Below are 13162 nucleotides of genomic sequence, written 5' to 3' on the forward strand. Positions count from 1 at the left end.
GCCCGGCCTGACAGTCTCCTCAGCCACCGACCACGGGTTTCACGAGCCCGGCCTGACGATCACTCAGCCACCACCAACGGCTCTCACCAGCCCGGCCGGACGATCCCCTCAGCCACCACCAACGGCTCTCACCAGGCCAGCTGGGCGATCTCCTCGGCCACCACCGCGCACGCGTCGGCCGCCGGGTCGATCAGCGGGAAGTGCCCGACGTCCGGCAGCAGGGTCAGACCCACGGTCTCCCCCTCCTTCGCCGCCGCGTCGACGAACGCCTCCACGACGGCCTGCGGCACCGTCAGGTCCGTGGTGCCCTGCACCACGGCGGTCGCGATGCCGGTGGGCAGCAGCAGTGCCGGGTCGGCGTGCGCGCTGCGTACGCCGAAGTCCTCGTCGGTCCCCAGGAACTCGCCGATCGCGCCGGAGCACACACCTAGCTCGACCGCGGAGCCGAAGTCCGCGATCGGTGCGAGGGCCACCACACCGCGCAGCGCGGGCGGGCGCGGCAGCCGCCACGGTGACCCCTCCGGCAGTACGTGCCGGGCGGCGGCCCACAGCGCCAACTGCCCGCCCGCGGAGTGCCCGGTGACGACGATCCGCCGGGCGTCCGCCTCGGGCAGTTCCCGCGCCAGCAGCTCCGGCAGCGCGTCCATCGCCGCCGCGACGTCGTCGAAGGTCTCCGGCCAGCGGCCGGCGACCGGACCCGAGCCGCGCTGCTGCGGGATCTCGCTGCCCCGCCGGTACTCGACGCTGGCGACGGCGAACCCGCGCCGGGCCAGGAAGCCCGCGAACGGTGACATGTGGAGCCGGTCGTACGGCGCCCGCCACGCCCCGCCGTGCAGGACGACCACCACAGGAGCCCCGGTACGCCCGTCGTGCGGGGCGTAGAAGTCGATCACCTGGTCCGGGTGGCTGCCGTAGGCGGCGGAGGCATCGGGGGCGAGAACCGGATGCGAGAACGCTGACTCGGTCTCGGCTGCGTCCCGATCACGCGCGGCAGAATCCGACATGCTGCTCCAACCGTCCCTGACAATGCCCAACTGGGCTGACCTGCGGGGACGGTATCAGTATGGAGGCGTTCCCTGCCCCGGTGGTGGGCAGGGCGGCCTCACGTCCGGCGGGGCCGGTAGTAGTACGTGCCGTACAGCCCGTCCCGGAGGTCACTGAAGAAATAGTTCCAGGGGCTTCCCTCGGAGAAGGCCACCGGGTCGACGCGGCCGAACTCCTCCTCCATCGTCGGCGAAACGGCGGACCCCGCTGTACGACAGGGGCTGGTCGTGGCCCGTCCCCTCACGTTCCACCTGCCGCTCTTTCCGGTGCAGCAGTACCAGCATGCGCCGGAGCGGGGAGAGGTCCGTGTGCATCGGACGGATGTCCCCGGCGAAGAGCGCCCGCTCGTCGGGAAAGGCGTACACCGTGCCATTGCCCAGGTGGAGGAAGAGGTACCAGCCCTGGACAGCGCCGAAGAGCAGCAGTGTGCCGAACTCCTCCTCGACGGTCACCACCTCGTCGTCGAGGTCCACCATGCTGGACTGCTGGACGAAGCAGTCGTCCGCGGCGATGGGCGGGGCCATCTGGAAGGGGCCCTGCGGCAGGCCCGCCTCGCACAGCACCCGGAGATCGTCCGGGCGGCTCACCACATCGGCGAGGACCGTGCGCGAGGCCCGCACAAAGCCGGTCCGGCCGCTCCCGCCGCCGAAGCCGGACTCGCTGTCGGTGTCGTCCATGTCGAAGATCACGCGGTGCACCCCCGCACCGTCGGCTGTCGCCGCACCCGTTCCGCTCGCCCCCGGGCGGCCCCGAACCCGTCCGGCGACCGGGGCGAGCCGGTCGCCGGACTGACCTGGCAGCCTACGCCGCCTGACGGGCCAACACGTCGGAGAGCGCCCGCGCCGCGCGTTCCGCGTCGGCGAACCCCACGTACAGCGGTGTGAATCCGAACCGCAGTACGTCCGGACGGCGCAGGTCCCCGACGACACCGCGCGCGATGAGCGCGCTCATCACCGGTTCGGCGTCCTCGCACCGCAGCGCGACCTGGCTGCCGCGTTCCGTGTGGGCGGCCGGGGTGACCGAGGTGACCCGGCCCTCGGGGACGTACGCCGCGACGCACTCCAGGAAGAAGTCCGTCAGCGCCAGGGACTTGGCCCGCACCGCCTCCACACCGACCCCGTCCCAGACGTCGAGGGACGCCTCCAGGGCCAGCATGGACAGGATGTCGGGGGTCCCGACCCGGCCCCGTACGGCGCCGTCGGCGGGCGCGTACCCGGGGGTCATCGCGAACGGGTCGGCGTGCGAGGTCCACCCCGGCAGGGGCGAGTCGAAGTCCGCCTGGTGCCGCTCGGCGACGTACAGGTAGGCGGGCGAACCGGGGCCGCCGTTGAGGTACTTGTACGTGCAGCCGACCGCCAGGTCCACCCCGTGCCGGTCCAGGCCGACGGGCAGCGCGCCCGCGCTGTGGCACAGGTCCCAGACCGCGATCCCGCCCGCCGCGTGCACGGCGGCGGTGAGTCCGGGCAGGTCGTGGAGCCTGCCGCTGCGGTAGTCGACGTGGTTGAGCAGGGCGACCGCGGTACGCGGGCCGAGGGCGTCCGGCACGTCGGCGGGGGCCACGGGGACGATCCGGTGACCGGTCATCCGGGCGGCCGACTCGGCGATGTACCCGTCGGTGGGGAAGGTGTCCGCGTCCACCAGGATCTCGTCGCGGCCCTCCGGCGCCAGCCGGGTCGCGGCGACGACGGCCTTGAAGACGTTGACGCTGGTGGAGTCCCCGACGACGATCTGCCCGGCGGCGGCCCCGACGATCGGGGCGATCCGGTCGCCGACACGCTCCGGCGCGGTCCACCAGCCGCTCTCGTCCCAGGACCGGATGCGCAGCTCGCCCCACTCGCGGGTGAGGACCTCCTGCAACCGGGCGGGTACGTGGCGGGGCAGCGCGCCCAGCGAGTTGCCGTCCAGGTAGACGGTGTCGTCGAGCGTGAACAGGGCGCGCAGCGGCGCCAGTTCGTCTGCGGTGTCGAGCGCCTTTGCGCGCTCCTGAAGATCAGACATGGCTGCGGGCCGTCCAGAGTTCGGGGAACACGTTCTTGGTGGCGCGCTTCTCCAGCCAGGCGACCCCGGCCGAACCGCCGGTCCCGGTCTTGGAGCCCATGGCCCGCCGGGTGGCGACGAGGTGGTCGTTGCGCCAGCGCCACACCAGTTCGCCGACATCGGTGAGCGCCTCGCCGAGCCGGACCAGCTCGTCGTGCTGGTCGGGGTTGGCGTATATCTCCGCCCAGACGGCCTCGACCTCGGGCGACGGCTCGTACTTCTGGGTGAGGTCGCGGCCGAGCACGGCCTTGGGCACGGCGTGGCCGCGCCGGGCGAGCAGGGCGAGCGTCTCGTCGTACAGACCCGGTTCGCCGAGCGCCTTCTCCAGCTCCGCGTGGACCCGCGGGGCGCCCCGGTGCGGCACGAGCATGGACGCGGACTTGTCGCCGAGCAGGAACTCCATCCGCCGGTACATCGCCGACTGGAAGCCGGATCCCTCGCCGAGCGCGGCCCGGTAGGAGTTGAACTGGGCGGGGGTGAGCTGGGCGAGCGGCGTCCACGAGGCGTTCAGTGCCTCCAGTTCCCGCACCGACCGCTTCAGCGCGTCGCGCGCGACCGGCAGCCGGTCCTCGCGCAGGGCGTGCGCGGCGGTCTCCCACTCATGGACGATGACGGTGAACCACAGCTCCATGACCTGGGTGGTGACCAGGAAGACCATCTCGCCCGGGTCGTCGGAGCGCAGGTGCTGGAGGTGGGTCAGGACATCCGCCTGGACATAGTCCTCGTACGGAGTCGTTCCCGCGAAGTCGAGGTGCGGGGTCTGCGCACCGGTGGCTTCGGGGTCGGGGTGAATCGTCGACATTACTGTCTCCTCGACACGAGCTTCCGGGTAGCGGTCCGCCCCTTCCGTGAGGTGATGGAGCTCCGGTCCCCTGCCCGCATACTAAACGCCGCTCCCGTGGACGCGCAGACCCCGCAGGCAGTGGTACGTCTGCGGGGTCTACGGGGTCTGCGGGATACGGGACGCCCGTGGGGCCCCGGGAGTGCTAGCCGAGCGTCTCGGCGGCGGTCGGCGAGGAGTCGCGGAGGAACTCCGAGCAGCGCTCGTACTCCGCCTCCTCGCCGATCGACTGGGCGGCGCGCGCGAGGGCGTGCAGGGCGCGCAGGAAACCGCGGTTCGGCTCGTGCTCGAACGGTACGGGGCCGTGGCCCTTCCAGCCGGCCCGGCGCAGCGCGTCCAGGCCGCGGTGGTAGCCGGTGCGGGCGTACGCGTACGACTCGATGACCCGGCCGCCGTCGAACGCCTCGTCGGCGAGCTGCGCCCAGGCCAGGGAGGAGGTCGGGTACTTCGCGGCGACATCGGTGGGCACGACGTCCGCCGCGAGCAGTTCGCGCGGTCCCGGGTCGTCGGGCAGGTAGGTCGGGGCAGGGCCCCCGAGCAGGTTCTCGTGGATCGACATGGGTCCAAGTGTGCCTGGCAACCGGCGCCGCCGGGGCACCAAGGGCGCACAATGACCCGCACCCGGGCGCACCCGGGTACTCATGGGCGCTCAGAGCGTACCCCCGCGCCTCACGGGTCGTCTGCCTGAGGCGCCGCTTCCGGGTCGTCCGCCCGGCGTACCGCTCACGGGTCGTCCGCCTGGCGTGCCGCTTCCGGGGCCGGTTCCAGTGGCGGGGCGGCGACGCCGCAGTGCACCGTGCACTCGGGCCGTGCGGTGTCCCGTACGGCCACCGAGGGTGTGCGTACGGCCGCCCAGGCGATCAGGGCGCCCAGCACCAGCAGCCCGGCGCACATCGGCATGGCGCGCCGGAAGGTCGCGGCGAACTCCCCGGGGTCCCGGTAGGCCTCCGGCCCCATCCCGGCGAGCAGTGGCAGCGCGGCCACCGCGATCAGCCCGGCGGCGCGGGCCGCGGCGTTGTTGATCCCGCTGGCGAGGCCGGCCCGGCCGGTGTCCACGGAGGCCAGGACGGTCGCGGTGAGCGGGGCCACCAGGGTGACGAGCCCGACGCCGAGGACGGCGACGGCCGGCAGCACGTCGGTCAGGTAGCCGTGGACGGTGCTCGACCCCGGCCCCACACGCAGCATCAGCAGCATGCCGGTGGCGGCGATCAGCGGGCCCACGGTGAGCGGGATGCGGGGGCCGATGCGCTGGCCGAGCTCGCCCGATCTGGCCGAGAACAGCAGCATCAGGACGGTCGTCGGCAGCAGCGCGGTGCCCGCGCCGAGCGCCGAGTACCCGGCCACGACCTGGAGCTGGATCGCGGAGAGGAAGAAGTAGCCGCCCAGCGCCGCGTACACGCACAGGGTGACGATGTTGACGACGGTGAACTGCCGGGACTCGAACACCGACGGCGGCAACATGGGGTGGGCGCGTCGCCGCTCGACCTGGACGAACGCGACACCGAGCAGCACTCCGCCCACCGCCGCCCCGATCACGGCCGGGGACGCGCCCATCCCCGGCGCCTCGATCAGCGCATACGTGACCAGCGCCAGAGCGAGCGCGCCGAGCACCGCACCGAGTACGTCGAAGCGGCCGTGCGCGTAGGGATCCCGGGACTCCGGTACGTGGCGCAGGGCGACGGGCACGCAGACGGCGGCGAGCGGCAGGTTCAGCAGGAACACCCACCGCCAGCCGGGCCCGTCGACGAGCCAGCCGCCCACGAACGGCCCGACGGCGGCCCCGATCCCGCCGAACCCGGACCACAGCCCGACCGCGCGGGCCCGGTCGTCCGGATGGAAGCTCGCCTGGATCAGGGCCAGAGACCCGGGGGTGAGGAGCGCCCCGCCGACGCCCTGGAGGGCGCGGGCGGCGATGAGCACGAAGGAGTTGGGGGCGATGCCGCAGAGCAGTGAGGCGAGGGCGAACCACACGACTCCGACGACGAAGACCTTCCGCCGCCCGTACCGGTCACCGAGCGCTCCGCCGAGCAGGATCAGCCCGGCGAGCGTCAGCATGTAGGCGTTGACGGTCCACTGCAGTGCGGCCAGGTCGGTGCCGAGGTCCTTGCCGATGCGGGGCAGGGCGACGTTGATGACGGTGGAGTCGAGCATGGCCATGCTCGACCCGAGCACGGTCGTGAGGACGACCCAGCGCCCGACCGGGGAGCCGACGCGGATACCGGTGGGGTCAGCTGCTCTCTCCGCCATGCCCTCAGCATCGACGCCGGTCTGCCACGGGGCCACCGGAAGTCCTCAAGTCCCTCCGGCGATCGAGGAGCGGGGGGTCACGTTCCGGGGGCAGCACCCCGGAACGTCAACAGCACCCCAGAACAGGAGCAGCGCCCCGAAACCGAAGCAGCGCCACCGAAGCAGCGCCCCCGGAACCGGACCCGCCGCAGGCATCCGCCTACGCGCGAGCCGCCCGCACCGCCCGGATCCCCCGGATCAGCGCCTCCACGCCCGCCTCCGCCTTGCTCCGCGGGCACCCCACGTTCAGCCGCACGAAGCCCTCAGCGCCGTACACGCTCCCCGGCATCACCGCGACCCGCTCCTGCTCTATCAGCACCCGCTGGAGCGCCTCGTCGTCCTCGACGCCCGCCTTCCGTACGTCGATCCATGCCAGGTAGCCGGCCTGCGGCGGCTCCCACCCCAGCCCGGGGAACTCCGCGTTCAGGCGTTCCGCGACCAGTGCCAGGTTCCCGGTGACGTACGCGCGCAGCGCGTCCAGCCACGCCCCGCCCTCCCGGTACGCGGCGATGTGCGCGGTCAGCGAGAACACCGCCGGTGAGGCGAGCCCCTCCGCGGTCTGCATCCGGCGCAGGAACTCCGTCCGGTCCGCCGGCCGGCCGATGATCCCGTACGAACCCGTCAGGGCCGGGAAGTTGAACGACTTCGACGCCGAGGTGATGACCGCCCAGCGCCCGTCACCCGCGACGCGCGGCCACGGCACGTGCCGGTGCCCGTCGTGCACGAAGTCCGCGTGGATCTCGTCGCTGATCACCGCGACCCCGTACCGGGTGGCGAACAGGGCCATCTCCGCGAGCTCCGCCTCCGTCCACACCCGCCCCGTCGGGTTGTGCGGGGAGCAGATCAGGAGGACCTTGCTGTCCTGCCGTGCGAGCTCCCGCTCCAGCGCGGCCGTGTCCCCCAGCGGCACCCCCCGCAGCTCCCGCCCGAGCCCGGTGACCGCCTTGCGGAAGCCGTCGTAGGTGGGGGTGTGGACGACGACGCCGTCCCCGTCCGACGTCCACATCTGGAGCAGCTGTGACAACTGGCTCAGTACGGACGGCGCGTACACCAGCCGGCCGGTGTCGATCGTGGTGCCGTACCGGGTCGTGTACCAGTGGGCGATCGCCGAGGTGAAGTCGTCCTGCTGCCAGTCGGTGTAGCCGAACACGCCGTGGTCGAGGCGGGTCCGCAGGGCGGCCAGTACCTCGGGTGCCGTCTCGAAGTCCATGTCCGAGATGGTGAACGGCAGCAGCCCGTCCACCCCGAACCGGTCCGCGACCCCGTCCCACTGGACGCACCAGGTGCCGCGGCGGTCGGTGACGGTGTCGAAGTCGTAGGACGTGCTCACAGCTGTTCCCTCATATCGTTCCTGCCGGGTACGGACATGGCGTGGGCCCGGCACCCCAAGGGATACCGGGCCCACGCAGACATCCGTGCGGGACTACTTCAGCTTGGTGCCGGTCGACCGCAGGTCGGCGCAGGCCGCCGTGACGCGCTTGGCCATGCCCGCCTCGGCGGACTTGCCCCAGGTGCGCGGGTCGTAGACCTTCTTGTTGCCGACCTCGCCGTCGACCTTCAGCACACCGTCGTAGTTGCGGAACATGTGGTCCGCGACCGGGCGGGTGAAGGCGTACTGGGTGTCGGTGTCGAGGTTCATCTTCACGACGCCGTTCTCCAGCGCGGTGGCGATCTCCTCGGCGGTGGAGCCGGAGCCGCCGTGGAAGACGAAGTCGAACGGCTGGCTGCCGGCCGGCTTGCTGTACTTGTCGGCGACACCCACCTGGAGGTCCTTCAGGAGCTCGGGGCGGAGCACGACGTTGCCCGGCTTGTAGACGCCGTGCACGTTGCCGAAGGACGCGGCCAGCAGGTAGCGGCCCTTCTCGCCCAGACCGAGCGCCTCGGCGGTGCGCAGCGCGTCGTCGACGGTCGTGTACAGCTCGTCGTTGATCTCGTGCGTGACGCCGTCCTCCTCACCGCCGGTCGGGGTGATCTCGACCTCAAGAATGATCTTGGCGGCGGCGGCCTTGGCCAGCAGCTCCTGGCCGATGGCGAGGTTGTCGGCCAGCGTCTCGGCCGAACCGTCCCACATGTGCGACTGGAACAGCGGGTTCAGACCCTTGGCGACGCGCTCCGCGGAGACCTCGATCAGCGGACGCACATACGTGTCCAGCTTGTCCTTGGGGCAGTGGTCGGTGTGCAGCGCGACCGTGACGTCGTACTTGGCGGCGACGATGTGCGCGAACTCGGCCAGGGCGACAGCGCCCGTGACCATGTCCTTGTTGTACTGGCCGCCCAGGAACTCCGCCCCACCGGTGGACATCTGGATGATGCCGTCGCTCTCGGCCTCCGCGAAACCGCGCAGCGCAGCGTGCAGGGTCTGGGTCGAGGTCACGTTGATGGCCGGGTAGGCGAACTTGCCTGCCTTCGCCCGGTCGAGCATCTCGGCGTAGACCTCGGGGGTTGCGATGGGCATCTGTCCGCTCCTTGGGATGTGCGGGTGTGCGGTGCTGGTTCCCTGACCTGGGGCGACGTCATCGTCGCCCCCATCTTCCCAGACTCTGGCTTCGGCTCCACCCGGCACACTCCCCCAAAGGTCGAAGCCTGCGGTTTCGGGGATGCGACAAGGGCGGTCGGTTTCACGTGAAACCGACCGCCCTCGAAGAAAACCGCAGGTCAGGACAGGTCGAGGTCCGCGACCGAGTACACGTGGACATACGGGAGACCCGCCTCGGCGATGGCCGGAGCCGCGCCCCGCTCCACGATCACGGCGACGGCGACGACCTCGCCGCCCGCCTCACGCACCGCCTCGACGGCGGTCAGCGGCGAGCCACCCGTCGTCGAGGTGTCCTCGACGACCAGGCAGCGCCGGCCCTTGACGTCGGTGCCCTCGATCCGGCGCTGCATCCCGTGGGCCTTCTGCGCCTTGCGGACGACGAACGCGTCCAGCCGCTGACCACGGGCGGCGGAGGCGTGCAGCATCGAGGTGGCGACCGGGTCGGCACCCAGCGTCAGCCCGCCCACGCAGTCGTAGTCCAGCTCCGTGGTCGCGTCGAGCATGACCTGGCCGACCATCGGAGCAGCTTTGCCGTCCAGCGTGATGCGACGCAGGTCGATGTACCAGTCGGCCTCCAGGCCGGAGGAGAGCGTCACCTTGCCGTGTACAACGGCCTTGTCCTTGATCTGCTGCAGCAGCTCAGCGCGTACGTCTGTCATGGCTACGAGGATAAGGCGCCTGGCCGCGGCCCATACGCGCGCCTTCACCAGCTCAGAGGCCATGCCGGCTCACCGCCCTCGCCGGCTCACCACCTTCACCGGCTCGGAGACCGTGCCGGCTCAGCACCCTCGCCGGCTCGGAGACCGTGCCGGCTCAGAGGCTGCGCCAGCTCCAGGTCGTCGCGATCTCCAGGGGCTCGATCGGGGTGACGTACTGGGGCGCGGTGTTCAGCCCGTTCGGCGGACCCGACTGCGGCTCCACACAGACCGCCTCGGCCTGCTCGTCGTAGACCACGACCCACTCGGTCCGGCTCTTCACCGTCAGCTCCAGCTGCTCCGGCCAGGTGAGGGTCACGTGGACGCCGTCGGGCATCCCGAAGGCGTCGTCCCACGGGCCGGCCAGAGGCGGGATGCGGCGGCCGGTCGGCAGGTGGTCCTCGCCCCGCTCCTCCTGCCAGGCCGGATCGAAGTCGATCCGGACGTCCTCGCCGCCGAGGTTGCGCCGGAACCACGGGTGCCAGCCGGCCTGCGCCGGGAAGGAGTCCCCGTACGTCTCGATGCCGAACGCCAACGTGAGTGAGTCATCGGCCAGTTCGAAGGTCTGCGTCACCCGGCCCGGGTACGGCCAGGGATCGGCCAGGTCGTAGTAGAACGAGGCCTCCGTCCCGGTCTCCCGGGCGGTCTTCCAGGCCGTGTCACGGCCCGTGCCGTGGATGGCGTGCGGCGGGGCGGTCAGCGGCATCCGGTGCAGGACACCGCCGTTGCGGAACTGCCCGTTCTCCGTGCGCCCGCACCACGGCACCATCGGGAAGCAGCCGTACCGCTCCCCCTGCCGCAGCAGTTCGGTACCACCGATCCGCAGGCTACTGATACGGCAGCCGTTGGCGGGGTTCACGGTCAACTCTGCGTCGCCGACGGACAGCCGGACGTCCTTCTCGCTGCTGCTCACACGACGACCCTACTGGCGCCGCTACCTCCGGCGCCGCAGCGCCCGGCCCACCACCACGGCGGAGGCGATGGCGAGGGCGGCCGCCGGGGCCACCCAGCGAAGCGTGGCGCCCGCTCCGGTCGAGTCGGGCGACGGCACGGGTGCGTACCGTCCGCGCGGCGGGGCGTGGTCGACCTCTTCGGCGCTGCGCCCGATCATGGTGCGCCGGGCATGCGCGGCCTCGGCCGGCGGCCCGTCCGGAACGGCGAACTCGATCCCGGCCACCGGGTCCAGCGACGGCGGCGGCACCGGGGCGTCGAAGACCGAGTCCTTGTCCGGCGACTGCTCCCCGGCCGGCTCCTCGTCGGCGGCGGCGTCATGCGTGGGCGGGGTCTCCTCGGCGTCGCTCTCGTCCGCCGCCTCGGCAGCCTCCTCGATGGCCCTCTCCACCGCGTCGCCGACGGACCGCTCCTCGGAACCGGCCACGGGCACATCCGCCCCGCCGTCCACGGAGTCGTCCCCCGAGTCGCGCGAGTCCTCCGAGTCTCCCGAGCCCCCCGCCGCGTCGCGCGCCCCGCCGTACGCGGAGTCATGCGCGGAGTCATGCGCGGCGAGCGCCTCCGTCACCAGTTGCTGCGCGAACCGGCCCAGCAGCCGGTGGGCCGCCGCGAGCGTGACCGCCGCGTCCAGCTCCAGCAGGCGGCCGTCGCCGCCCGCCGTGCCGTCGAACGTGATCGCCGTACCGCCGTCCCGTTCCGCCAGGCGGACGGTCAGGGCCAGCTTCACCGAGCCGGTGCCGCGCGCCTCCACCCCCTCGCCCGCCACGACGAGGCCGTACGCGGAGTCCCCCGCCGGGCCGTCCGTCAGCGGGGTGAGCCGCAGCGCGCCCCGGTAGGTGATGGTGTGGCCGCCGACCCGTACCTTCAGCCGGCCGGCCAGCGGGCCCGCGGACGCGTCGGCGTCCTGCTGGAGCCCCGGCACACAGCGCGCGACCCGGGCAGGATCGCCCAGCGTCCGCCGAAGGACAGGGACCGGAACCGGAACGAACACCTCATGCTCCATGGAAACCGAGCCTACTCAGCCCCGGCCGTCACGTCATCGCTTCCGCTCCTGCGGAGCCACCCGCCACGTACGGCCCACGGCTCCCCGCCCCCGCTCACGGCTCGTCCCAGTACCTCGGATGCACCAGGGTCGAGGGCGCCTGCCCCGGCAGCCTCCCGGACTCCGCCCGCCGCCCCGCCTCCCGGAGCGCCGGTTCCGTCAGGGACTTCAGCTCCGGGGCCCCCGGGTCCAGACCGAGTGCCGGGGCCCGGCCGAGTGCGGCCAGCACGAACCCCCAGCCGTGCACGACCGTGGCCCGGCTCTTCGTACGGTCCGGGCCCGCGGTGAAACCGGCGTACCGGCCACTGACCCGGTAGGGGCGGGTACGCAGCCCCGCCGCCCGCATCGACGCCTCGACCGTCCAGAACGTGTGCGCCCGGCCGACCGGCGGGCCGCCGTGCACCACCAGCCGGCCGCCCGGTGCGAGGGCCTCGGCGACCAGACCGTAGAACTCCGCCGAGTAGAGCTTCGTACTGGCCGAGATCCCCGGATCCGGCAGGTCCGAGATCACCGCGTCGTAGTGGCCGTGCGCCGCCCGCAGCCAGGTGAACGCGTCCCCGGTCACGGCCGTCAGCCGCGGGTCCCGGTACACGTGCGCGTTCAGCGCGGAGAGCGCCTGGTCCGTACGGGCCAACCGGGTGACCGCGGGGTCCAGCTCCACCAGCGTGACGCTCCGCACGCCGGGGTAGCGCAGCACCTCGCGGGCCGCCAGACCGTCGCCGCCGCCCAGGATCAGCACCCGCGCGTGCGGCCCGTTCATCACCGGGTGCACCAGCGCCTCGTGGTACCGGGACTCGTCGCGCGAGCTGACCCGCAGCCGCCCGTCCAGATAGAGGTCCAGGGAGCTGCGGCCCGCACCGGTCAGCACCACCTCCTGGACGCCGGTCTGCATCACGACCCGCACCCGGTCCCCGTACACCGCGCGCCTCGCCGCCCGCTCGAAGTCGTCGGCCAGCACCGCGGCCGTGGCCAGTACGGCGATCACCGTCACGTTGGCGGCGATCAGCAGCCACCGGGAACGTCCGGTGAGGTCCCGCCGGAACACCCACAGCACCAGCGCCCCGCCCGCTGCGGCGTTGACCGCGCCGGTGAGCAGCGCCCCGGTGAGCTGTCCGAGCATCGGCAGCAGAAGGAACGGGAACGCCAGCCCGCCGACCAGCGCTCCCACGTAGTCGGCGGCGAAGAGGTCGGCGACGGCCCCGCCCGCGTCCTGCCGGTCGACGCGCTGGATCAGCGTCATCAGCAGCGGGATCTCCGCACCGATCAGGACCCCGATCGCCAGCGAGAAGCCGACCAGCGCGTACCGCGACTCCCCGATCCAGGCGAACGCCGCGTAGAGCACCAGCGCGGAGGAGCCGCCGATCAGCGCGAGCGCGGCCTCGATCAGTCCGAAGCCGACCGCGGCCCGGCTGCATAAACGTTTCGCGAGCAACGAGCCGATGCCCATCGCGAACACCATCACGGAGAGCACGACGGATGCCTGGGTGACGGAGTCACCGATCAGATAGGAGGCGAGCGCGACCAGTTCCAGTTCGTACACCAGACCGCAGGCGGCGCAGACGAAGACCGCGGCCAGTACGAGATACCGGCCGGTCCTCGGCCGTACGGGAAGCCGCGCCGCGCCCCCTCGCAGCGATACCTGCTGGTCGATCATGCCGCGAACGCTACGTCACTGACCCGTCGCCGCTTGTCACCCACAAGGGTGTAAGTGGCTCAGCCGTGACGGGGTT

Annotated in this window: 12 protein-coding genes; all 12 read right to left on the minus strand. The window is 72.3% G+C overall.

What is annotated here, in order from left to right; all coding sequences use genetic code 11:
- Positions 1-128: 128 nt before the first annotated feature.
- The 12 genes from FHX80_RS12810 to FHX80_RS12865 all read right to left on the minus strand — a co-directional run bounded on the left by FHX80_RS12810 (position 129) and on the right by FHX80_RS12865 (position 13086).
- The gene (locus FHX80_RS12810) at positions 129-1004 is read right to left on the minus strand and encodes an alpha/beta hydrolase family protein (protein ID WP_145764310.1); all 876 of its coding nucleotides are present in this window, start codon (positions 1002-1004) and stop codon (positions 129-131) included.
- A 150-nt stretch (positions 1005-1154) separates the two neighbouring features.
- Entirely contained in the window at positions 1155-1742 is a 588-nt protein-coding gene (locus FHX80_RS12815; protein ID WP_167523519.1) for an SUKH-4 family immunity protein, read from the minus strand.
- A 103-nt stretch (positions 1743-1845) separates the two neighbouring features.
- On the minus strand, positions 1846-3042 hold the full coding sequence (gene kynU / locus FHX80_RS12820; protein ID WP_145764312.1) for a kynureninase: 1197 nt from the start codon (positions 3040-3042) through the stop codon (positions 1846-1848).
- Positions 3035-3883, minus strand: a complete 849-nt coding sequence (locus FHX80_RS12825) for a tryptophan 2,3-dioxygenase family protein (protein ID WP_145764313.1) — start codon at positions 3881-3883, stop codon at positions 3035-3037. The genes kynU and FHX80_RS12825 overlap by 8 nt, the downstream gene beginning before the upstream one ends.
- 184 nt (positions 3884-4067) lie before the next feature.
- Positions 4068-4481, minus strand: a complete 414-nt coding sequence (locus FHX80_RS12830; protein ID WP_145764314.1) for a DUF3151 domain-containing protein — start codon at positions 4479-4481, stop codon at positions 4068-4070.
- A 164-nt stretch (positions 4482-4645) separates the two neighbouring features.
- Positions 4646-6169, minus strand: coding sequence for an MFS transporter (locus tag FHX80_RS12835; protein ID WP_145764315.1), 1524 nt, complete (start codon positions 6167-6169; stop codon positions 4646-4648).
- Between the two features lie 199 nt (positions 6170-6368).
- The gene (locus FHX80_RS12840; protein ID WP_145764316.1) at positions 6369-7538 is read right to left on the minus strand and encodes a MalY/PatB family protein; all 1170 of its coding nucleotides are present in this window, start codon (positions 7536-7538) and stop codon (positions 6369-6371) included.
- Between the two features lie 93 nt (positions 7539-7631).
- On the minus strand, positions 7632-8663 hold the full coding sequence (gene fbaA / locus FHX80_RS12845) for a class II fructose-bisphosphate aldolase (protein WP_145764317.1): 1032 nt from the start codon (positions 8661-8663) through the stop codon (positions 7632-7634).
- Between the two features lie 200 nt (positions 8664-8863).
- Positions 8864-9403, minus strand: coding sequence for an orotate phosphoribosyltransferase (gene pyrE, locus FHX80_RS12850; protein ID WP_145764318.1), 540 nt, complete (start codon positions 9401-9403; stop codon positions 8864-8866).
- Between the two features lie 154 nt (positions 9404-9557).
- On the minus strand, positions 9558-10352 hold the full coding sequence (locus tag FHX80_RS12855; RefSeq protein WP_145764319.1) for an aldose epimerase family protein: 795 nt from the start codon (positions 10350-10352) through the stop codon (positions 9558-9560).
- Between the two features lie 21 nt (positions 10353-10373).
- Positions 10374-11393 (minus strand): SRPBCC domain-containing protein, encoded by a 1020-nt coding sequence (locus tag FHX80_RS12860; RefSeq protein WP_208764644.1) that lies wholly within the window; start codon positions 11391-11393, stop codon positions 10374-10376.
- A 94-nt stretch (positions 11394-11487) separates the two neighbouring features.
- Complete coding sequence (locus tag FHX80_RS12865; protein ID WP_145764320.1) at positions 11488-13086, minus strand: polyamine aminopropyltransferase; 1599 nt, start codon at positions 13084-13086, stop codon at positions 11488-11490.
- Positions 13087-13162 lie beyond the last annotated feature (76 nt).

This window comes from Streptomyces brevispora (genome assembly GCF_007829885.1).
Lineage (GTDB): Bacteria > Actinomycetota > Actinomycetes > Streptomycetales > Streptomycetaceae > Streptomyces > Streptomyces brevispora.

Coding starts and splice junctions, on each gene's coding strand:
- FHX80_RS12810 (WP_145764310.1), bottom strand. CDS start 1,004: ATGTCGGATTCTGCCGCGCGTGATCGGGACGCAGCCGAGACCGAGTCA.
- kynU (WP_145764312.1), bottom strand. CDS start 3,042: ATGTCTGATCTTCAGGAGCGCGCAAAGGCGCTCGACACCGCAGACGAA.
- FHX80_RS12825 (WP_145764313.1), bottom strand. CDS start 3,883: ATGTCGACGATTCACCCCGACCCCGAAGCCACCGGTGCGCAGACCCCG.
- FHX80_RS12830 (WP_145764314.1), bottom strand. CDS start 4,481: ATGTCGATCCACGAGAACCTGCTCGGGGGCCCTGCCCCGACCTACCTG.
- FHX80_RS12835 (WP_145764315.1), bottom strand. CDS start 6,169: ATGGCGGAGAGAGCAGCTGACCCCACCGGTATCCGCGTCGGCTCCCCG.
- fbaA (WP_145764317.1), bottom strand. CDS start 8,663: ATGCCCATCGCAACCCCCGAGGTCTACGCCGAGATGCTCGACCGGGCG.
- pyrE (WP_145764318.1), bottom strand. CDS start 9,403: ATGACAGACGTACGCGCTGAGCTGCTGCAGCAGATCAAGGACAAGGCC.
- FHX80_RS12860 (WP_208764644.1), bottom strand. CDS start 11,393: ATGGAGCATGAGGTGTTCGTTCCGGTTCCGGTCCCTGTCCTTCGGCGG.
- FHX80_RS12865 (WP_145764320.1), bottom strand. CDS start 13,086: ATGATCGACCAGCAGGTATCGCTGCGAGGGGGCGCGGCGCGGCTTCCC.